Origin of the sequence: Klebsiella sp. 10982, from assembly GCF_048589245.1 — a bacterium.
Taxonomy (GTDB): Bacteria; Pseudomonadota; Gammaproteobacteria; order Enterobacterales; family Enterobacteriaceae; genus Klebsiella; species Klebsiella quasivariicola.
The window spans coordinates 50079-70662 of record NZ_JBMAXV010000028.1 but is presented as its reverse complement, the minus strand read 5'-3'; the positions used below and the strand labels follow the sequence as shown (position 1 = coordinate 70662).

At 56.5% G+C, this 20584-nt stretch carries 25 protein-coding genes; 16 read left to right on the top strand and 9 right to left on the bottom strand.

Translation table 11 applies throughout. The features are described from left to right. Nucleotides 1–37: 37 nt before the first annotated feature. The 3 genes from ACKLKD_RS19390 to ACKLKD_RS19380 all read left to right on the top strand — a co-directional run bounded on the left by ACKLKD_RS19390 (nucleotide 38) and on the right by ACKLKD_RS19380 (nucleotide 3302). A complete protein-coding gene (locus ACKLKD_RS19390; RefSeq protein WP_025710625.1) occupies nucleotides 38–679 on the top strand; it encodes a hydrolase in 642 nt (213 codons plus the stop codon). A 184-nt stretch (nucleotides 680–863) separates the two neighbouring features. After that, nucleotides 864–1409, top strand: coding sequence for an antibiotic biosynthesis monooxygenase (locus tag ACKLKD_RS19385; RefSeq protein ID WP_025710626.1), 546 nt, complete (start codon nucleotides 864–866; stop codon nucleotides 1407–1409). Nucleotides 1410–1433: 24 nt separating this feature from the next. Continuing rightward, on the top strand, nucleotides 1434–3302 hold the full coding sequence (locus ACKLKD_RS19380) for an amidohydrolase (RefSeq protein ID WP_025710627.1): 1869 nt from the start codon (nucleotides 1434–1436) through the stop codon (nucleotides 3300–3302). A gap of 57 nt (nucleotides 3303–3359) precedes the next feature. On the opposite strand, the gene fba is transcribed toward ACKLKD_RS19380, so the two are convergent. The 5 genes from fba to ACKLKD_RS19355 form a co-directional block, all read right to left on the bottom strand. Continuing rightward, on the bottom strand, nucleotides 3360–4214 hold the full coding sequence (gene fba, locus ACKLKD_RS19375; protein WP_165931885.1) for a class II fructose-1,6-bisphosphate aldolase: 855 nt from the start codon (nucleotides 4212–4214) through the stop codon (nucleotides 3360–3362). 35 nt (nucleotides 4215–4249) lie between these two features. Then, nucleotides 4250–5212: a carbohydrate kinase family protein gene (locus tag ACKLKD_RS19370; protein WP_087805731.1), complete on the bottom strand. Its 963-nt coding sequence runs from the start codon at nucleotides 5210–5212 to the stop codon at nucleotides 4250–4252. A 65-nt stretch (nucleotides 5213–5277) separates the two neighbouring features. Beyond that, nucleotides 5278–6669: a PTS ascorbate transporter subunit IIC gene (locus tag ACKLKD_RS19365; protein ID WP_025710630.1), complete on the bottom strand. Its 1392-nt coding sequence runs from the start codon at nucleotides 6667–6669 to the stop codon at nucleotides 5278–5280. A 20-nt stretch (nucleotides 6670–6689) separates the two neighbouring features. Beyond that, nucleotides 6690–6977, bottom strand: a complete 288-nt coding sequence (locus ACKLKD_RS19360; protein WP_061155585.1) for a PTS sugar transporter subunit IIB — start codon at nucleotides 6975–6977, stop codon at nucleotides 6690–6692. 5 nt (nucleotides 6978–6982) lie between these two features. After that, entirely contained in the window at nucleotides 6983–7426 is a 444-nt protein-coding gene (locus tag ACKLKD_RS19355; RefSeq protein WP_025710631.1) for a PTS sugar transporter subunit IIA, read from the bottom strand. Nucleotides 7427–7481: 55 nt separating this feature from the next. Here ACKLKD_RS19355 and ACKLKD_RS19350 point away from each other — a divergent pair, with 55 nt between their 5' ends. Next, nucleotides 7482–7628, top strand: coding sequence for a hypothetical protein (locus tag ACKLKD_RS19350; RefSeq protein WP_165931836.1), 147 nt, complete (start codon nucleotides 7482–7484; stop codon nucleotides 7626–7628). Between the two features lie 144 nt (nucleotides 7629–7772). Here ACKLKD_RS19350 and ACKLKD_RS19345 read toward each other — a convergent pair whose 3' ends face one another. Both ACKLKD_RS19345 and acpH read right to left on the bottom strand, forming a co-directional pair. Further along, on the bottom strand, nucleotides 7773–8375 hold the full coding sequence (locus ACKLKD_RS19345; RefSeq protein WP_002890386.1) for a peroxiredoxin: 603 nt from the start codon (nucleotides 8373–8375) through the stop codon (nucleotides 7773–7775). A 127-nt stretch (nucleotides 8376–8502) separates the two neighbouring features. Then, nucleotides 8503–9084, bottom strand: coding sequence for an ACP phosphodiesterase (gene acpH / locus ACKLKD_RS19340; RefSeq protein WP_080924515.1), 582 nt, complete (start codon nucleotides 9082–9084; stop codon nucleotides 8503–8505). 74 nt (nucleotides 9085–9158) lie between these two features. Here acpH and ACKLKD_RS19335 point away from each other — a divergent pair, with 74 nt between their 5' ends. From ACKLKD_RS19335 to ACKLKD_RS19300, 8 genes are all read left to right on the top strand, one after another. Continuing rightward, entirely contained in the window at nucleotides 9159–9275 is a 117-nt protein-coding gene (locus ACKLKD_RS19335) for a hypothetical protein (protein WP_165931835.1), read from the top strand. 64 nt (nucleotides 9276–9339) lie between these two features. After that, on the top strand, nucleotides 9340–10404 hold the full coding sequence (gene queA, locus ACKLKD_RS19330; RefSeq protein WP_002890390.1) for a tRNA preQ1(34) S-adenosylmethionine ribosyltransferase-isomerase QueA: 1065 nt from the start codon (nucleotides 9340–9342) through the stop codon (nucleotides 10402–10404). Between the two features lie 107 nt (nucleotides 10405–10511). After that, nucleotides 10512–11639, top strand: a complete 1128-nt coding sequence (tgt, locus tag ACKLKD_RS19325; RefSeq protein ID WP_002890395.1) for a tRNA guanosine(34) transglycosylase Tgt — start codon at nucleotides 10512–10514, stop codon at nucleotides 11637–11639. 22 nt (nucleotides 11640–11661) lie between these two features. Continuing rightward, nucleotides 11662–11994, top strand: a complete 333-nt coding sequence (yajC, locus tag ACKLKD_RS19320; protein ID WP_002890398.1) for a preprotein translocase subunit YajC — start codon at nucleotides 11662–11664, stop codon at nucleotides 11992–11994. A gap of 26 nt (nucleotides 11995–12020) precedes the next feature. Next, on the top strand, nucleotides 12021–13868 hold the full coding sequence (secD, locus tag ACKLKD_RS19315; RefSeq protein WP_042929004.1) for a protein translocase subunit SecD: 1848 nt from the start codon (nucleotides 12021–12023) through the stop codon (nucleotides 13866–13868). A gap of 10 nt (nucleotides 13869–13878) precedes the next feature. Next, on the top strand, nucleotides 13879–14850 hold the full coding sequence (secF, locus tag ACKLKD_RS19310) for a protein translocase subunit SecF (RefSeq protein ID WP_025710635.1): 972 nt from the start codon (nucleotides 13879–13881) through the stop codon (nucleotides 14848–14850). Between the two features lie 136 nt (nucleotides 14851–14986). Next, on the top strand, nucleotides 14987–15352 hold the full coding sequence (locus tag ACKLKD_RS19305) for a VOC family protein (RefSeq protein ID WP_025710636.1): 366 nt from the start codon (nucleotides 14987–14989) through the stop codon (nucleotides 15350–15352). 24 nt (nucleotides 15353–15376) lie between these two features. Next, a complete protein-coding gene (locus ACKLKD_RS19300) occupies nucleotides 15377–16072 on the top strand; it encodes a helix-turn-helix transcriptional regulator (RefSeq protein WP_025710637.1) in 696 nt (231 codons plus the stop codon). A 42-nt stretch (nucleotides 16073–16114) separates the two neighbouring features. On the opposite strand, the gene ACKLKD_RS19295 is transcribed toward ACKLKD_RS19300, so the two are convergent. Next, a complete protein-coding gene (locus ACKLKD_RS19295; RefSeq protein ID WP_025710638.1) occupies nucleotides 16115–16999 on the bottom strand; it encodes a nucleoside-specific channel-forming protein Tsx in 885 nt (294 codons plus the stop codon). A 299-nt stretch (nucleotides 17000–17298) separates the two neighbouring features. Next, a complete protein-coding gene (locus ACKLKD_RS19290) occupies nucleotides 17299–17835 on the bottom strand; it encodes a DUF3251 domain-containing protein (protein ID WP_025710639.1) in 537 nt (178 codons plus the stop codon). A 147-nt stretch (nucleotides 17836–17982) separates the two neighbouring features. On the opposite strand from ACKLKD_RS19290, the gene nrdR reads away from it, so the two are divergent. The 4 genes from nrdR to nusB all read left to right on the top strand — a co-directional run bounded on the left by nrdR (nucleotide 17983) and on the right by nusB (nucleotide 20536). Beyond that, complete coding sequence (nrdR, locus tag ACKLKD_RS19285) at nucleotides 17983–18432, top strand: transcriptional regulator NrdR (RefSeq protein WP_002890417.1); 450 nt, start codon at nucleotides 17983–17985, stop codon at nucleotides 18430–18432. A gap of 3 nt (nucleotides 18433–18435) precedes the next feature. Next, entirely contained in the window at nucleotides 18436–19539 is a 1104-nt protein-coding gene (gene ribD, locus ACKLKD_RS19280; protein ID WP_025710640.1) for a bifunctional diaminohydroxyphosphoribosylaminopyrimidine deaminase/5-amino-6-(5-phosphoribosylamino)uracil reductase RibD, read from the top strand. 87 nt (nucleotides 19540–19626) lie between these two features. Further along, nucleotides 19627–20097, top strand: coding sequence for a 6,7-dimethyl-8-ribityllumazine synthase (ribE, locus tag ACKLKD_RS19275; protein WP_001021161.1), 471 nt, complete (start codon nucleotides 19627–19629; stop codon nucleotides 20095–20097). 19 nt (nucleotides 20098–20116) lie between these two features. Next, on the top strand, nucleotides 20117–20536 hold the full coding sequence (nusB, locus tag ACKLKD_RS19270; RefSeq protein ID WP_004204833.1) for a transcription antitermination factor NusB: 420 nt from the start codon (nucleotides 20117–20119) through the stop codon (nucleotides 20534–20536). The last annotated feature ends 48 nt before the right edge of the window (nucleotides 20537–20584 follow it).

The window sequence follows — 20584 nt, the reverse complement described above, 5'->3', positions numbered from 1 at the left end:
TGTCATCTTGTTAACTCATTGATTAATAGGGTATTTAATGTCTATTCGTGAACTGCTCGATCCCACTAATTCCGCGCTTATCTTTATTGACCACCAGCCGCAGATGTCATTTGGCGTGGCGAATATCGATCGCCAGACCCTGAAAAATAACACCGTGGCGCTGGCGAAAGCCGGTAAAATTTTCAATGTGCCGATGATTTATACCTCCGTAGAGACCAAAAGCTTTAGCGGTTATATCTGGCCGGAATTATTGGCTGTACACCCTGACGTGAAGCCGATTGAACGTACCTCAATGAACTCCTGGGAAGACGACGCGTTTGTCGCCGCGGTGAAAGCGACCGGCCGTAAAAAACTGGTGATCTCCGCCCTGTGGACCGAAGTCTGCCTGACGTTCCCGGCGCTGATGGCGCTGGAAGCGGGCTATGAAGTTTACGTGGTGACGGATACTTCCGGCGGCACCTCCGTTGACGCTCATGAGCGTTCCATTGATCGGATGGTGCAGGCGGGCGCCGTGCCGGTGACCTGGCAGCAGGTGCTGCTGGAGTACCAGCGCGACTGGTCACGCAAAGCGACCTACGATGCGGTAATGGATCTGGTGCGCGAACACAGCGGCGCCTACGGGATGGGCGTGGATTACGCTTATACCATGGTGCATGGCGCGCCGGAGCGTAAAGCGTAAATCACTTTATCCTTCAGGCTGCCTCTTTGTTGGCTGCGTTTGTCCGCCCCGCTCACTGACTTATGTCAGCTCGCCGGGACGAACGAACTTGCCGCCTCGACGCAGCATGAATGATGTTGTGTATGGTCATCTATGGCTAATGGCGGGAACCATCCTGCCATTTCCCTGAAGCAAGGAACTCGTCATGGCGCAGCAAAAATCGGTGACCCTGGTTATCAGCCATCTGCTCGATCCGCAACACAGCCAGCGCTACGAAGAGTGGCTGGGTAAAATCATGCCCATTGCGGCAGAATTTCCCGGCCATCTCGGGGCGAATGTGATCCGTCCCGCCGCAGGGCAGAATCTGTGGAGCGTCATTATCCGCTTCGACACGCTGGAGCACCTCTACGCCTGGACGCAGTCGGAAACCCGCCGTCAGCTGGTGGCTGAGATTGCCCCGCTGCTGACGGAAGGCGATCGGACGGAAGTGCGGACCGAACCGGCCTTCTGGTTTACCCCGCCGGCGGCGAACGTACGCCAGCCGCGGCGCTGGAAACAGTTTCTGATCACCCTGCTGGTGATTTTTCCCAGCACCAACCTGGTGCCTGCGGTCACTGGCACACTGTTACCGTCGCTTAAAGGAAGCCTGCTGCTGCACCTCATCAATGATGCCTGCGTGGTTGCGCTGGTGGTCTGGTTCTGGATGCCCATCGTGACCCGCCTGTTTGCTGGCTGGTTAAAGAAAAACTGAGTCAGCCTCCTCAAGGAGTGCGTTATGTCGCAAACTGCCACACTGATTCTGACCCACGGTCAGATTCATACCCTCGATCGCGCGAACCCGCTGGCGGAAGCCGTGGCCATCGCCGACGGAAAAATTGTTGCCACCGGCAGCCACGCTCGGATCATGAGCTTTGCCGCCGAGGGGACGCAAATCGTCGATCTCAAAGGGCATACGGTGATCCCGGGCCTCAACGATTCGCACCTGCACCTGATCCGCGGCGGGTTGAACTACAACCTTGAACTCCGCTGGGAGGGCGTCCCCTCGCTGGCCGATGCCCTGCGCATGCTGAAGGATCAGGCCGATCGCACACCCTCCCCGCAGTGGGTGCGAGTGGTCGGCGGCTGGAGCGAATTCCAGTTCGCTGAACGGCGGATGCCGACGCTGGAAGAGCTGAACGAGGCGGCGCCTGATACGCCGGTGTTTGTGCTCCATCTCTACGATCGCGCGCTGCTGAACCGCGCGGCGCTGAAAGCTGTGGGTTATACCAAAGAGACACCGGATCCGGCGGGGGGAGAGATCGTCCGCGATAGCCACGGCAACCCAACCGGGATGCTGATCGCTAAACCGAACGCCATGATCCTCTACGCCACCCTGGCCAAAGGGCCGAAGCTGCCGCTGGAACTGCAGGTGAACTCCACCCGCCAGTTTATGCGCGAGCTGAACCGACTGGGGCTGACCAGCGCCATCGACGCCGGGGGCGGCTTCCAGAACTATCCGGAAGATTACGAAATTATCGAACAGCTGCATGCGAAAGATCAGATGACCGTGCGCATCGCCTACAACCTGTTTACCCAGCGGCCGAAGCAGGAGCAGGACGATTTCGAGCGCTGGACCGATATGCTGAAGCCGGGGCAGGGCACCGACTTCTATCGCGCCAACGGCGCCGGCGAGATGCTGGTGTTCTCGGCGGCGGATTTTGAAGATTTCCTGCAACCGCGGCCGGATCTGCCGCAAGGCATGGAAGATGAGCTGGAGCGGGTAGTGCGCCATCTGGTGGAGCATCGCTGGCCGTTCCGCCTGCATGCCACCTATGATGAGTCCATTAGCCGGATGCTGGACGTGTTTGAGAAGGTGAACCGCGACATCCCGTTCAATGGCCTGCACTGGTTCTTCGATCATGCCGAGACCATTACCGAACGTAACATTGAGCGGGTGAAGGCGCTGGGAGGCGGCATTGCGGTGCAGCACCGGATGGCCTTCCAGGGCGAATATTTTGTCGATCGTTACGGCAAAGAGGCGGTGAAACATACCCCGCCGGTGGCGAAAATGCTGGCGCTGGACGTGCCGGTAGGGTTGGGTACCGATGCCACCCGCGTCGCCAGCTATAACCCGTGGACCGCGCTGTACTGGCTGGTCTCCGGGCGCACCGTTGGCGGAATGGCGATGTACGATGACGATAATCGTCTGCCACGCGATGTCGCGCTGGAGCTGTGGACGGCGGGCAGCGCCTGGTTCTCCAGCGAGCAGGGCAAGAAAGGCCGCCTGGCCGCCGGTCAGCTTGCCGATCTGGTGGTGCTGTCGAAAGACTACTTCAGCGTCGCGGAAGAGGAGATCAAAGGCATTGAGTCGGTGCTGACGGTAGTTGACGGCAAAGTGGTGTACGCTGCCGGTCACTTTTCGCCGCTGGCGCCGCCGCCCATTCCGGTGCTGCCGGAGTGGTCACCGGTGGTGAAGGTCCCAGGCCATTACCGTTCCGCCCCGCCGGCGGCGGCTAAAATCGGCGCCATGGTGCAGATGCACCAGTGCTGCGGCAGCTGCGGCGTTCACGGCCATCAGCATGACATCGCGCGCAAGTCATCGATCCCGGTCGCCGATGAGCAAGCTTTCTGGGGCGTGCTGGGCTGCTCCTGCTTTGCCTTCTGATACTGACGTCTCCGCCCCGGCAGCTTCGGGGCGGAGGTTTCCGCCACAGGCCCGGCGTCAATAGCGTTGCTGTGAGCCAAAAAGCGCCATGCGACGGGCAATCATCTCGCGTACCGGCTGTAATCCCTGGGTGATGACTTTCCGCGGATCGTTCACATCGTGCCCGGTGTCGGCGGCAAAGATCGCCTTCACCTGCTGGCACCAGGCGTACATGTTTTCGGTATTAACGTTGATTTTGGCGGTGCCGCAGGCGATCGCCCGGCGCATATCCTCATCGGCAATACCGGTGCCGCCGTGCAGCACCAGCGGGACCTGCACCCGCTCGGCAATGGCTTTCATCTCGGTAAATCCCAGCCTGGCTTTGCCTTTATACAAGCCATGGGTGGAACCCAGCGCGGCGGCGAGGCAATCCACCTGCGTTTCTGTCACCAGGGTATAGCACTCCTCAGGATCGGCGTAGATGACCTCGGAGTTAACGATACCGTCTTCACTGCCGGCGATAGTGCCCAGTTCGGCCTCCACGGAGATGCCCTTGCTGTGCGCCAGTTCCACCAGGTGGCGGGTGATGGCCAGGTTTTCCCTGAACGGCAGATGTGAACCATCAAACATAATGGAACTGAAGCCGGCAGCGATCGCGGCTTCGCAGGCTTCCTGGGTGGTGCCGTGATCCAGATGCAGGGCCACCGGAATATCAATATGTAAATAATCCATGGCGTTAACCACGATATCATGAATACATTTTAACCCGAGCATATGCTTAACCGTGCCGCCGGACACGCCCAAAATAACCGGTGAGCGGCACTGCTGGGCGGTGCTTAATACGGCGCCGACCCATTCCAGATTATTAATGTTGAACTGACCGACGGCGTAGCCGTCCCGCAGGGCATGCTGAAGCATGTCCTTCATCGACACTAACATATTCACCTCTTGATATTTGTTAAATGCAGTTATTCTTCAAAATAGTGCTTTAAGTTTCTCTCATAGCTGTTTAGCGAGTGGTGGACGACCGCCAGATCCGGCATTGATTCCCGTACCCCTTTTTTCTCAATAGAAATAGCGGCGGTCAGACTGGCAAATAAAATAATATTATCGATATGCCACGAATAATGGACGCCATAGGTAAAGGCACCGTGAAAAACATCCCCGGCACCGGTGGTATCAACGGCATTGCACAGCCAGGACGGGACGATCTGCAGCATGCCGCTTTTTAAAAAGGCGTAGCCTTTTTCGCCAAGCGTAATAAATGCCTCACCGCGGCAAATTTTATTCAGCTCAATTAGCGCTGCTTTAATTTCTGCTTCGCTGCTCAGTGAGCGATAGCTCATATAATCGCGAGCGAAATGTTCGCTAACCACAAAATAGTCAGTCCAGGCCGCCAGTTTAATATTGCTGGCACGCAGTGACCCGCCGTCCATCACCACTCTGGCGGCAGGAAGCTTCTTAATTAAATATTCACTAATTTCCGCTTCGTGGCCGTCAATTAAAATAGTGACCGGCTCCTCGGCAGCAATCAGTCGTTCGGCGAGATCGTCCAGTTTGAGCTTTTGATCGTAGGTCAGGGAAGGAGGGGTATGCATCTTGCGGGTAATAATCGTCCGCGAACCCGTTAAGCGATTGACCAGCACCGAGGCCAGCGGAGTGATCATGTCATCGGAGAAAACCACCTGGCTGGTATCCACCCCCGCCTCGGCAAACTCATCGATAATGCGCTGGCCGTAAAGGTCCTGATGCAGATGGCCGATGTAATAGACCTCCTCACCCCATAATCCCAGCAGCCAGGCCGCATTGGCCGCCGGGCCGCCGCCGCTTTCTATAAAATCATGACAAAAATTTTTGGTATTCTCCTGAGGCCATTCATTGAGAAAGAAAAACTGATCGAAACAAGCAAATCCAATGGACAAAATAGCCATAACCGCTCCTGATTATTTGTCAGCGGCGAGGAGCGTGGCCTCCCCGCCGGGAAAAATGACGCCGCTTATTCCTTTTTCTGCTTCGCCGTAAGCTCCTCATAGCTGAGCGTATCGCCCACCACCCGTACGTGACGGAAACAGAAAGGCGCCAGCAGCGCGACGAGTAGTGCCAGACAAATCAGATAGATAGTGACCTGGCCAAACTGGGTGAAGGCGTTACCGATAATGATGCCCCACACCGCGAAGTCGAAATCGGCAAAAGTGCTGTTTTCAAATCCGAGGTTGCCGAGCGCCGGCAGCAGCATCGCCGGCAGGAAGGCGAGGAAGATCCCGCCGATAAAGGAGGCGATAATACATCCGCGCTTACCGCCCAGTTTATCGGCGAAGACGCCGGAGGTGCCGCCGCAGAAGAAGTGCGGCACCATGCCCGGGATAATCAGCGCCATGCCCAGTCCGCCGAGGAAGAGCATCCCGACCAGACCGCCGACGAAAGAGCTAATGAATCCCACCACCACCGCGGTGGGGCTAAAGGTGAAGAATACCGCGCAGTCAACGGCCGGGATGGAGTCCGGGATCAGCTTCTGGCTAATGCCCTGGAATGCCGGCACCAGATCGCCGAGGATCAGCCGCACACCGTTGTAGACAATGGCCACGCCAACGGCGAACTGCAGACCGGTCAGCACCGAGAAGATCAGCATGTTTTGATCGGTGATAGTGCTCAGGTACGCCGACCCGGCGACAGCACTGCAGACAAAGTAGATAACAAACATCACGATACCGGTAGTGACCGTGGTATCGCGCAGAAAGCCCCATTTCTCTGAAATCTCGGTATCGGCGAAGGAGTTTGCCGGATTGCCGGTCCGGCTGGCGATCCATGCCGAAAGGTAGTAGCCGAGAGAGCCGAAATGGCCCATGGCAATCCCACCGTCTTCCGTGACCTGCTTGGTATAACGTTGACCAATGGCGGGGGAGATGGCTGACCATGATCCCAGCAGAAATCCGCCGATCAGGATCAACATCCAGCCATGAAACTCCGCCGCCTGCAGAACGGCGGAAAACAGGCAGGCGAGAAAGAACGAGTGATGACCGGTCAGAAAGATATATTTATACTTGGTACAGCGGGCGATAATCAGGTTGAAAATAAAGCCTAACAGCAAAATACTCATGGTTTCCACGCCCAGCATCTTCTGGGCGACGGAGACAATGGCTTCATTGTTTGGAATTACGCCGCGAATATTAAATCCGGCTTCGATAATTCCGCCCAGCGGGTTGAGGTTGGCAACGATAACGCCTGCCCCGGCACTCAACATTAAATAGCCTAAAATCGGCTTTAATGTGCCAGTAAGCAGTTTATTGCCAGGCGAGCGCAGTGCCACTAAACCAACAAAGGCGATAAGCCCCATTAAAAAGGCGGGTTGACTGAATATTTCCGCTAAGAAACTAAGAATAGCCTGCATGGTCGTTCCCTCTATGCTGGTTAAGAGTGGGTCGCCGCAATTTTGGTCAATGCGTCGGTAATATCCTCGGCAATTTTCGCTTTATGGACGTAGCTGCGAATGATGGCGACATGACAGTGGGCCGGAAATTGATTTGCCAGTTCTTTGATCGTGACGTAAAGGTCGGCTTTTTCTCCGACGGCGTTGGCAAAATCCACTGAGGCGACATCCGCTTTGATTCCCAACTCTTCACAGATCTTTTTCACATTATTTGCAGCCATTAATGAGCTGCCAATACCGTTACCACAAACCGTTCTGATAACTAACATAATGACTACTCCATTTGTTTTTGGATGAAATGTAAGACTGAATTGACGTCATTTTCCTGCTGAAGAAAGGTCACAATATCTGACTCGATCAGCGAGGCTATCAGTTGGATCATTTTGATATGACTGTCCGCGTCCGCGCCGGCGATCGCGATGACCACGGTAACCGGGTCGAATTCATCGTGGCCGAAGGTGAGTGGCGTGGCGGTGGTGACAAGCGAAAATCCAGTCTGCAATGCCCCTTTTTCCGGGCGAGCGTGCGGCATGGCAATCCCGTCGTCCAGGACGATGGCGGCACCGAAATCTTCGTATACCGTCAGCATCTCGTTGACATATTCGGCACTGCAAATCTGGCGTCTGGCGAGTAATGAACCCGCCAGTTCGATGGCCTCTTCCGCACGGGAAATATTCTGCTTAAGGGCGATTAACGTAGGGTCAAAAATAATATCCATCCTCGGCTCCTGAACGTATTCCTGTTCCTGAGTCAAATCATGACCAAATACATTGATGAAAATGATGGATGAGATCACATTCGAGGTTTTAAATATTGATGGCGATCACATCGGCGGCAAAGTATCGGCAGAAAACGATATAAATAATTTATATATTTTTCAGTCTGTTATGAAGGCTTTGTGTTTTGACGCTGAAATTTGACAGAGAAAAAGTGAGAAGCAGAACGCGTTTTTTCGGCGGAAGTGCAGTGCTGGTCACAAATATCGGCGGGTCATTTATCTAAATTTTGACACCGTTAACAAAAAAGGCCCGCCTGAGCGAGCCTTTTATAAAAACGTGTGCCGATTACAGGCTGGAGACGTTTTCGGTCAGGTATTTTGCAACGCCTTCCGGAGAGGCAGCCATACCTTCTTTCCCTTTTTCCCACTGAGCCGGGCAAACTTCACCGTGCTCTTCGTGGAACTGCAGCGCGTCAACCATACGCAGCATTTCGTCGATGTTACGGCCCAGCGGCAGATCGTTAACCACCTGGTGACGAACGATGCCGTTAGCGTCGATCAGGAAGGAGCCGCGCAGCGCTACGCCTTCGTCCGGATGCTCAATACCGTACGCTTTCTGGATTTCACGTTTGATGTCAGCAACCATCGCGTATTTAACCGGACCGATACCGCCCTGGTCTACCGGGGTGTTACGCCATGCGTTGTGCACGAACTCGGAGTCGAAGGAAACGCCAACCACTTCCACGCCGCGTTTCTGGAATTCTTCGTAACGTTTGTCGAACGCGATCAGCTCAGACGGGCAGACGAAGGTGAAGTCCATCGGCCAGAAGAACAGAACGGTAGGTTTACCGTTGGTGTGTTGTTTGAAATTGAATTTCTCAACGATTTCACCATTACCCAGCACAGCGGCTGCAGTAAAATCCGGCGCTTGACGAGTGACCAGAACCATTTGATTCTCCTGTAATTACTAAGGTTATTTGGAACGCAACGCGGGCAAGTATAGAGTCTGTCCGGCAATAACACAAAGAGGCGCTGACAATCGTTCAGCCAGCTTTTACCTATCAATGACGCAGCGATTACAGCTGTTTGTTTGCCGCCTGGCGCATCATCTGCGGATAAAAGCGCCAGAACTGCTCCTCAAGCTGGTGGTAGTGGGTGTCCAGATCCTGCCAGGAGTCGCGTAGCGCCTCGAGACGCGGGCGGCGGCTGGCCATGCCGTTCAGCACACGCTGAATAAACTCCATTTCCCGATAGCGCTCCAGCCAGCGCTCCGACCACAGGTATTGATTGAGATTGACGAAGCGGGGCGGCGAATCAGGCAGGACGGGGGCAATCTGCTGCTCGGCGTAGCGGACAAACTCGTCCAGCGGCAGGTCAGGGGAGAGCTGCGCCCAGTGCTGCGACAGGAAATGATCCCACATGACGTCGAGGGTGATGGGAGCGACGCGGCGGGTCTGCGGGCGAAACCACTCCCGCGCCTCTTTGACTTCCGCCAGATTGTCAGTCATCACGTCAATCCGCCGATGCATATAGATGCCGTCGATGATCTCCGCCGGATAGTCGCCCTGCGGGTTGCCGCGCACGAAGTCGGCCATCAGGTTGCCGGGCAACGAACTGTCGGCGAGATGGGCCAGGTGCAGGTGGGCGAGAAAATTCATAAAACGACATCCTTTAAATACGAGCGGGCGGGTGGCGTCACCGATGTTGTGCTGAACGGCGCCTCAGTGGCCGAATGGCATGCTGTCTGGCCGCGCGCGGCACCTTTGCCACCGGTAAGGCATTCGGTTGCCGCATGGCGGCATTCGGAATGATTCGGAATATAGATTATGTCATTCATCCGGAGGGGTAAAGGTTGCAGGCAGACCGCCCCGGCACTAGACTACCCGCCTCTTTATTTAGTCTGAGTTATCGTCATGCGCGTTACCGATTTTGCTTTTGAACTACCCGAATCCCTGATTGCCCACTATCCGATGCCTGAGCGCAGTAGCTGTCGCTTGCTCTCCCTGGACGGGCCGACGGGCGCGCTGACGCATGGCACCTTCACCGACATTCTCGATAAGCTTAATCCAGGCGATCTGCTGGTGTTTAACAACACCCGGGTGATCCCGGCGCGTCTGTTCGGTCGTAAGGCCAGCGGCGGCAAGATTGAAGTGCTGGTGGAGCGGATGCTGGATGATAAGCGCATCCTGGCCCATATTCGCGCCTCGAAAGCGCCTAAGCCGGGCGCCGAGCTGCTGCTGGGGGATGACGAGAGCATTAAGGCCACCATGCTGGCGCGTCACGGCGCGCTGTTTGAAGTGGAATTTAACGACGAGCGCCCGGTGCTGGAGATCCTCAACGGGATCGGCCATATGCCGCTGCCGCCCTATATTGACCGCCCGGACGAAGACGCCGACCGCGAGCTCTATCAAACTGTCTACGGCACCAGGCCGGGCGCGGTAGCCGCCCCGACCGCCGGTCTGCATTTCGACGAACCGCTGCTGGACAAACTGCGCGCCAAAGGCGTTGAGATGGCGTTTGTTACCCTGCACGTGGGCGCCGGCACCTTCCAGCCGGTGCGCGTCGACAGCATTGAAGAGCACACCATGCACTCCGAATATGCCGAAGTTCCACAGGAGGTGGTCGATGCGGTGCTGGCGGCAAAAGCGCGTGGCAACCGCGTGATCGCGGTAGGCACAACGTCGGTACGCTCGCTGGAGAGCGCGGCGCAGGCGGCGAAAGACGCGCTGATCGCGCCATTCTTCGACGATACGCAGATTTTCATCTATCCGGGTTATCAGTACCAGGTGATTGATGCGCTGGTGACCAACTTCCATCTCCCTGAATCCACACTGATTATGCTGGTGTCGGCGTTTGCGGGTTATCAGCACACCATGAACGCCTACAAGGTGGCGGTTGAGCAAAAATATCGCTTTTTTAGCTACGGGGATGCGATGTTTATCACGTACAATCCGCAGGCTATTTCTGAGCGTCCCTAAACAGGCCGGTATACCGGCTTGTTGACGCCATGACGCATTTTTAGCCACGGAATCATTCCGTGGCGAGTATGAAAACGTCGGACTGTTTTTCTGACGCAGGAGCAAGAATGAAATTTGAACTGGATACCACCGACGGTCGCGCCCGCCGCGGTCGCCTGGTGTTTGAGCGCGGCGTGGTGGAAACACCGGCCTTTATGCCCGTTGGCACCTACGGCACCGTCAAAGGGATGACGCCGGAAGAGGTGGAAGCCACCGGCGCGCAGATTATTCTCGGCAACACCTTCCACCTGTGGCTGCGCCCGGGTCAGGAGATCATGAAGCTGCATGGCGATCTGCACGATTTTATGCAGTGGAAAGGACCGATCCTGACCGACTCCGGCGGCTTCCAGGTGTTCAGCCTTGGCGATATCCGTAAGATCACCGAGCAGGGCGTCCATTTCCGCAACCCGATCAACGGCGATCCTATTTTCCTCGATCCGGAAAAATCGATGGAGATTCAATACGATCTCGGTTCCGACATCGTGATGATCTTCGACGAATGTACGCCGTACCCGGCGGACTGGGACTACGCCAAGCGTTCGATGGAAATGTCTCTGCGCTGGGCGAAGCGCAGCCGCGACCGTTTCGATAGCCTCGGCAATAAAAACGCGCTGTTCGGCATTATTCAGGGTAGCGTTTACGAAGATTTACGCGATATCTCGGTGAAAGGTCTGGTAGAGATTGGCTTTGATGGCTACGCTGTCGGCGGTTTGGCGGTCGGTGAGCCGAAGGAAGACATGCATCGCATTCTGGAGCACGTCTGCCCGCAGATCCCGGCCGATAAACCACGATACCTGATGGGCGTCGGGAAGCCGGAAGATCTGGTGGAAGGGGTACGTCGCGGTATCGATATGTTCGACTGCGTCATGCCGACGCGCAACGCGCGTAACGGCCACCTGTTCGTCACCGACGGCGTGGTGAAAATCCGCAACGCGAAGCACAAAAGCGATACCGCACCGCTGGACGCCGAGTGTGATTGCTATACATGTCGCAATTATTCACGCGCTTACTTGCATCACCTCGATCGTTGCAACGAAATATTGGGCGCGCGTCTCAATACCATTCATAACCTGCGCTACTATCAGCGTTTAATGGCTGGTTTACGCAAGGCTATCGAAGAGGGTAAATTAGAGAGCTTCGTGACCGATTTTTACCAACGTCAGGGGCGCACCGTGCCTCCTTTGAACGTTGATTAATTTTAATAATGAGGGAATTTCAATGAGCTTTTTTATTTCTGATGCGGTAGCGGCAACGGGTGCACCGGCGCAGGGCAGCCCGATGTCTCTGATTCTGATGCTGGTGGTGTTCGGTCTGATTTTTTACTTCATGATCCTGCGTCCACAGCAGAAGCGCACCAAGGAACACAAGAACCTGATGAACTCCATCGCCAAAGGCGATGAAGTGCTGACCAACGGCGGTCTGGTCGGTCGCGTGACCAAAGTAGCGGAAACTGGCTACATTGCTATCGCGCTGAACGATACCACTGAAGTGGTTATCAAACGTGACTTCGTTGCTGCCGTTCTGCCGAAAGGCACCATGAAGGCGCTGTAATCTAACTTTTCCCAAAGGGAACTGCCGTGTTAAACCGTTATCCTTTGTGGAAGTACGTCATGCTGGTCGTCGTCATTGTCGTCGGCCTGATCTATGCGCTTCCCAACCTGTATGGTGAGGATCCGGCTGTTCAAATCACTGGCGCGCGCGGCGTCGCCGCCAGTGAGCAAACGCTGATCCAGGTCCAGAAAACTTTACAAGAAGAAAAAATAACCGCGAAGTCTGTGGCTCTGGAAGAGGGCGCTATTCTTGCGCGCTTCGACACCACTGATACCCAGCTGCGTGCGCGTGAAGCGCTGCTTACCGTGCTGGGTGACAAATACGTCGTGGCGCTAAACCTTGCTCCGGCAACCCCACGCTGGCTGGCGGCACTCTATGCCGAGCCAATGAAGCTGGGTCTTGATCTGCGCGGCGGCGTGCACTTCCTGATGGAAGTGGATATGGACACCGCGTTAGGCAAACTGCAGGAACAGAACATCGATAGCCTGCGCAGCGAACTGCGCGACAAAGGCATTCCTTACGCGACCGTGCGTAAAGAAGACAACTACGGTCTGAGCATCGTCTTCCGCGACAGCGCGGCGCGCGACCAGGCTATCTCTTATCTCAGCCCTCGCCATCGCGATCTGGTTATCTCCTCTCAGGGTGACAACAGCCTGAAAGCGGTGATGACCGATGAGCGCCTGAAAGAAGCCCGTGAGTATGCGGTTCAGCAGAACATTAATATCCTGCGTAACCGTGTTAACCAGCTGGGCGTCGCCGAGCCGCTGGTTCAGCGTCAGGGCGCTGACCGCATCGTGGTTGAGCTGCCGGGTATCCAGGATACCGCGCGGGCGAAGGAGATCCTTGGCGCGACCGCGACCCTCGAGTTCCGTCTGGTCAATACTAACGTGGACCAGTCCGCTGCCGCCTCTGGCCGCGTACCGGGCGACTCGGAAGTGAAGCAGACGCGTGAAGGCCAGCCGGTGGTGCTGTACAAACGCGTGATCCTGACCGGTGACCATATCACCGACTCCACCTCCAGCATGGATGAGTACAACCAGCCGCAGGTTAACATCTCGCTGGACAGTGCGGGCGGGAACATCATGTCTAACTTCACCAAGGACAACATCGGTAAACCGATGGCGACCCTGTTCGTGGAGTATAAAGACAGCGGTAAGAAAGATGCCAACGGTCGCGCTATCCTGGCGAAAGAGGAAGAGGTGATTAACATCGCCAACATCCAGTCGCGTCTGGGTAACAGCTTCCGTATTACCGGTATCAGCAACCCGACCGAGGCGCGCCAGCTGTCGCTGCTGCTGCGTGCCGGCGCGCTGATTGCGCCGATTCAGATCGTCGAAGAGCGGACTATCGGCCCAACCCTGGGGATGCAGAACATCAAGCAGGGTCTGGAAGCCTGTCTGGCCGGTCTGGTGGTCTCTATCCTGTTCATGATCCTCTTCTATAAGAAGTTCGGTCTGATCGCGACTTCGGCGCTGATTGCCAACCTGGTGCTGATTGTCGGCATTATGTCCCTGATCCCGGGGGCGACGCTGACCATGCCGGGCATCGCGGGTATCGTGTTAACCCTTGCGGTGGCGGTCGATGCTAACGTACTGATCAACGAGCGTATCAAAGAAGAACTGAGCAACGGGCGTACCGTTCAGCAGGCGATTGACGAAGGTTATCGCGGCGCGTTCAGTTCGATCTTCGACGCCAACGTGACGACGCTTATCAAAGTGATCATCCTGTACGCCGTCGGTACCGGTGCCATTAAAGGGTTTGCGATTACCACCGGTATCGGTATCGCGACCTCAATGTTTACCGCTATCGTCGGCACCCGTGCCATCGTGAACCTGCTGTACGGCGGCAAGCGCGTTAAAAAGCTGTCTATCTGAGGAGTGCGTTGTGGCACAGGAATATACTGTTGAACAATTGAACCACGGCCGTAAAGTCTGGGACTTTATGCGCTGGGACTACTGGGCCTTCGGCATTTCAGGTTTTCTGCTGATTGTGTCGATCGCCATCATCGGCGTTCGTGGGTTTAACTGGGGTCTCGATTTCACCGGCGGTACGGTGATTGAAATTACCCTTGAGAAACCGGTCGATCTGGACCAGATGCGTGATGCGCTGCAGAAAGCGGGTTTTGAAGAGCCGCAGGTGCAGAACTTCGGTAGCAGCCGCGACATCATGGTACGTATGCCGCCGGTGCATGACGCCAACGGCAGCCAGGAGCTGGGCAGCAAGGTCGTGACGGTGATTAACGAATCGACCAGTCAGAACGCGGCGGTGAAGCGTATTGAGTTTGTCGGCCCAAGCGTCGGTGCGGACCTCGCGCAAACCGGCGCCCTGGCGCTGATTGCGGCGCTGGTCTGTATCCTGATCTACGTCGGCTTCCGCTTCGAATGGCGTCTGGCGGCCGGGGTGGTTATCGCCCTGGCGCACGACGTGGTGATCACTATGGGCGTGCTGTCGCTGTTCCATATCGAGATCGACCTGACCATCGTGGCCTCGTTGATGTCGGTTATCGGCTACTCGCTGAACGACAGTATCGTGGTATCGGACCGTATCCGTGAAAACTTCCGTAAGATCCGCCGCGGTACGCCGTACGAGATCTTTAACGTGTCGTTGACCCAGACGCTGCACCGTACCTTGATCACCTCTGGTACCACTTTGATGGTGATCCTGATGCTGTTCCTGTTCGGCGGCCCGATTCTGGAAGGCTTCTCGCTGACCATGCTGATCGGTGTCTCCATCGGTACGGCTTCTTCTATCTACGTCGCCTCCGCGCTGGCGTTGAAGCTGGGCATGAAGCGCGAGCATCTGATCCAGCAGAAGGTCGAGAAAGAAGGGGCGGATCAGCCGTCTATTCTGCCGTAATCCGGTTCAGTTGAGAGAAAGCAATCCCGGCCCTGGTGGCCGGGATTTTTTTGTCCACGATAAAACCTGCTGACAGTAAGCTGTCAGGAGCCCTCCCATACACTCCTTCTGAACTCACTAACGAGCAGGAGGAAGTATGAATAACGTGATTAACTGGTTTGAAATTCCGGTCGCCGATATGGATCGCGCCGTCGCGTTTTATGAGCCGGTGATGCAGGTGACGCTGCGTCGCGAAACCATGGACTGCGCCGAGCTGGCGGTGTTCCCGCATCAGGATCCGGCCCCCGGTGGCGCGCTGGCCAAATTCGACGGTATCGCGCCTTCGGCGCAGGGCGCTATTATTTACCTGCATACTGACCATCTTGCCGCCACGCTGGATCGCGTTGCCTCGGCGGGTGGGGCCTGTGTCTTCGGCCCGCTGACGCTGCCGAATGATATTGGCACCATCGCGCTGTTTACCGACAGCGAGGGCAACCGCGTTGGCCTGCACCAGCCAGCTTAACCTGAATTTTTTGTGAAGTGAGACATGACCCGACGCGCCGACCGTTTATTTCAGATTGTGCAGATCCTGCGCGGCAGGCGGCTCACTACCGCCGCGCTGCTGGCGGAGCGGCTGGGCGTGTCGGAGCGCACCGTGTATCGCGATATTCGCGATCTCTCCCTCTCCGGCGTGCCGGTGGAGGGCGAGGCGGGCAGCGGCTACCGGCTACTGGCGGGCTACGATCTGCCGCCGCTGATGCTGACCACCAAAGAATCCGAAGCGCTGATCGCCGCGATTCGGCTGCTGAAAACCTGGGGCGGTGAGGCGCTGTCGCAATCGCTGGAATCCGCCCAGGAGAAGATGCTGGCGATCCTCCCGGAGGCGCGCCGGCGCCAGGCGGAGCAGACCCGCCTGTTTGCCCCCGATCTCGGCGCCCATCGCTATGCCAAAACCTTCTTTGACGTCATTCATCAGGCGGTCTCCGGCCAGCAGGTGCTGGCACTGCGCTATCAGGATGAGTCCGGTCGGGTGACCGAGCGCGACGTGCTGCCGCTGGGGCTGTTTTTCTGGGGGGAGCGCTGGCTGCTGGTGGCCTGGTGCGAGCTGCGTAATGATTATCGTAACTTTCGCCTCGACCGCTGTCTGGCGGTCAGGGCGACCGAACGTCGATTCAGCGAGTGCGCCGAACGCTCATTAAACGATTTTTTGCGCAAAGTCCGCTGCGAGGTGCGGGAGAAATAAAAACGCCCGGGTGGCCCGGGCGCTGTCTTGCTGTATCAGCAATTAGAAGTTGTAACCAACCACGAAGTAACCACCCCAGCCGGTCGAGCGGACGCTGAAATCGCCATCGCCGAAGTTCAGCTTGGCATCGTCAGCCCACTGGCCGCCGTTATGGAAGTAACGAGCGACGATAGAGTAGTGCCAGTGCGCGTAGTTCAGCGCCAGGATGTGGCTGGAGGCGATAGAGTTGCTGGTGCGCGCGTGCTTCCCGTTCAGATCGTAGAAGTTGTCATCGCCGAGGTCAGAGCCCCAGTCGAAGTTGGTGAAGCCGATATAGCTCAGCGAACCGCCCCACAGGTCGGTCAGCGGCACAAAGTATTTCACTTTGAAACGGTAGCCGTCCCACTCGTTTTCGTTGGACGCACCGTAGTTCTGCCACTGGTACTTGGCGTAGATGTTCAGCGACAGGCTCATCGGCAGGCCGGTATCAATATCGGTACCCAGACCCATATACCAGGTGCTCTGCTCCTGGGAGTCGTTGCGGCCCATATCGTAGATATAGTTGTTGGCGAAATACCACTCTTTGAACGGCCCGAAGCTCAGATCGGTATTGGTCAGCTTATCGATAGAGAAACGCGGTTCGATCTCCATAAACAGCGGGGAACCTTTGTTCCAGATACCTTTTGCCGTGCTGTTGCCGCCGAAGAATACCGGGGCATCGATGTAGCCGTAGAAATCAAACCAGTCTTTTTTGGCGAACGCTTCGTATTCCAGGTAGGTATCGTTACGGATCTGCGGTCCAAAACGGGTGTGGTAGCTGCCTACCACGTTAACACTCTGGTGCCACCAGTCAGACAGATATTGCGGTTTGTCGTTTTCTGCCGCGCCCGCGGTAAAAGAAGTGGAGAGCGCCACAACCGCACCCGCTGCCAGTAATGTTTTTTTCATAGTAATGCCACTGTTTAAATTGAGCCTGAAGGCGTTAAAAGAAGTGCCGAAGCGTTTCTAAATATTTCGTCTTTCTGTGGGGGTCTATTATAGGAATCATTGCTCACAAAAATACGTGTTGTTTCACATAACCAGAACATGCGTAATCGATTGCGTTCACGATTCTATGCATTTCTTGACAAAATGCTACTGAAAATCGCTGTCCAGAACGATTTCTAATGAACTCTTGCGAAAAGTTGTAAGTGGATAAAACCGGTGGGGATGAAAGCCGCCGGGCAGGGCGTGCCCGGCGGGAAGGGTTATTGTGCGGCCGGCTGGATATCGTGAACGCGAATAAAACCGACTTTGTCCGGGGTCACGTTCAGGCGCAGCGGGATATCGACATCGCTGGGGGCGAGGGTGCTGGCCGGGGCGCTGATCAGCTGGTCCTGAACATTGACTTCCTGATAGCTGTGGGTGGTGCCAGTGATCTGCCCGGAGGCGACGGTGGCGGTAAAGGCCGGCAGCGGATCGTTGGATTCACCCTGAATGCGTAAAGTCAGGCGTGACCCGTCGCCATCCGGCGTAATGCTGCCCACCGACATGCGCAGGGTGCCGATCTGGCTCTCCAGCCGCGCCGGGGTTTTGGCCTCCGGCAGCAGATAAACGCCGCGGGTGGATTTGGCGTTCAGCGCATTTTGCTGGGTGATTTTGATGGTTTGCTGATTGAGCTGGGTCATCTCCTGGCTCAACGTGGTCACGCTCTGGTGCATCTGGCGGACTTCGCTTTGCTGGGCGCAGGCGGTCAGGGTGAACAAACTACCCGCGATGGCGAGCTTCAGATAACGTCTTGTCATGGTCAGGATTCCGTTAACAGAAGATGCTTAATGGTAGCCAAAGCAGCCTCATCTCCCATAGATCCTTTGTCTCAAAAGCTCTTTCTTTGTAGTCAGGTCACTTCGCGGTAAACTACCCTTCAGTTTAACTACCTGTCAGGACGCGCTATGCATTGCCCTTTCTGTTTCGCCGTGGATACCAAAGTGATCGACTCTCGTCTGGTGGGGGAAGGCTCTTCCGTGCGTCGCCGTCGGCAGTGTCTGGTCTGTAATGAACGCTTTACCACTTTCGAAGTGGCCGAGCTGGTGATGCCGCGGGTGGTGAAGAGTAACGATGTGCGCGAGCCCTTCAATGAAGACAAGCTGCGCAGCGGGATGCTGAAAGCGCTGGAGAAACGTCCGGTCAGCGCCGATGACGTGGAAATGGCGGTCAACCATATCAAGACCCATCTGCGTGGCACCGGCGAGCGCGAAGTGGCCAGCAAAATGATCGGCAACCTGGTGATGGAGCAGCTGAAAAAGCTGGATAAAGTCGCCTATATTCGCTTTGCGTCAGTCTATCGCAGTTTCGAAGACATCAAAGAATTCGGCGAAGAGATCGCCCGCTTACAGGACTAAGCCATGCAGGACGAAATGTACATGGCGCGTGCGCTGAAGCTCGCCGCGCGCGGACGCTTTACCACTCATCCTAATCCCAACGTTGGCTGCGTCATTGTAAAAGACGGCGAGATCGTCGGCGAGGGCTTTCACTATCGCGCCGGTGAGCCGCACGCCGAAGTGCACGCGCTACGCATGGCGGGCGAAAAGGCGCGAGGCGCCACCGCCTACGTCACCCTTGAACCCTGCAGCCACCACGGACGTACGCCGCCGTGCTGTGACGCGCTGATTGCCGCGGGCGTCAGCCGCGTGGTCGCGGCGATGCAGGATCCGAACCCGCAGGTGGCGGGGCGCGGTCTGTATCGTTTGCAGCAGGCCGGTATTGACGTCAGCCATGGGCTGATGATGAACGAAGCGGAAGCGCTGAATAAGGGCTTCCTGAAGCGGATGCGCACCGGTTTTCCGTGGATCCAACTGAAGATGGGCGCCTCGCTGGACGGCCGCACGGCGATGGCCAGCGGTGAAAGCCAGTGGATCACCTCCCCGCAGGCGCGACGCGACGTGCAGCGCCTGCGCGCCCAGAGCCATGCGATCCTCACCAGCAGCGCCACCGTGCTGGCGGACGATCCGGCGCTGACCGTGCGCTGGCAGGAGCTGAGCGCCGATACCCAGGCGCTTTATCCTGAAGAGAATTTACGCCAGCCGCTGCGCGTCGTCATCGACAGCCAGAACCGCGTCACGCCTGAGCACCGTATTGTGCAGCAGGCGGGAGAAACGCTGTTTGCCCGCCTGCGCGCGGATGAGCGCCAGTGGCCGGAAAACGTTCGCACGCTGCTGGTGCCGGAGCATAACGGCCATCTCGATCTGGTACTGCTGATGATGCTGCTCGGCAAACAGCAGATGAACAGCGTCTGGGTGGAGGCGGGGGCCACCCTGGCCGGGGCGTTGCTTCAGGCCGGTCTGGTGGATGAGCTTATCGTCTATATTGCGCCTAAACTGTTAGGCAGTGATGCGCGCGGTTTATGCGCGCTGCCGGGACTTGAGAAACTGAGCCAGGTCCCCCATTTTAAATTCAATGAGATACGTCAGGTTGGCCCGGATGTCTGCCTGCATTTAACCACTGCGTGAGGCTTTCCTGATTATTAGGAAGCAGCGCTCAGAATAATATGATAAAATCCGCCCCCCTTGCGGGGCACATGAACCCGAAGGAAGAGTATGAACATTATTGAAGCTAACGTTGCTACCCCGGACGCTCGCGTCGCCATCACCATTGCGCGTTTCAACAACTTTATCAATGACAGCCTGCTGGAAGGTGCGATTGACGCCCTGAAACGCATTGGTCAGGTAAAAGATGAAAACATCACCGTTGTTTGGGTTCCAGGCGCGTATGAGCTGCCGCTGGCGGCTGGCGCACTGGCGAAAACCGGCAAATATGACGCGGTGATCGCGCTGGGTACGGTGATTCGCGGCGGTACCGCCCACTTTGAATATGTGGCTGGCGGTGCCAGCAATGGCCTGGCGCATGTCGCCCAGGACAGTGAAATCCCGGTAGCCTTTGGTGTTCTGACCACTGAAAGTATTGAACAAGCCATCGAGCGCGCTGGCACCAAAGCCGGTAACAAAGGCGCAGAAGCTGCGCTGACCGCGCTGGAAATGATTAACGTATTGAAAGCCATCAAGGCCTGATTTTTGTAAGGGGAATTCCGTGAAACCTGCTGCTCGTCGCCGCGCCCGTGAGTGTGCCGTTCAGGCGCTCTACTCCTGGCAGTTGTCCCAGAACGACATCGCTGATGTCGAATACCAGTTCCTGGCGGAACAGGACGTAAAAGATGTTGATGTTCTGTATTTCCGCGAACTGCTGTCCGGAGTGGCGACTAACAGCGCGTACCTCGACGGCCTGATGAAGCCCTACCTGTCCCGTCAGCTGGAAGAGCTGGGCCAGGTGGAAAAAGCGGTGCTGCGTATCGCGCTGTTTGAGCTGTCTAAACGTGATGACGTGCCGTATAAAGTGGCCATCAATGAAGCTATTGAACTGGCGAAAACCTTCGGCGCTGAAGATAGCCACAAGTTCGTTAACGGCGTGCTGGACAAAGCGGCTCCGGTAATTCGTCCCCACAAGAAGTAAACTGCAGGCCGGGTTTTGCGAGGGTCGCCTCGCAACCCGGCCTTATTT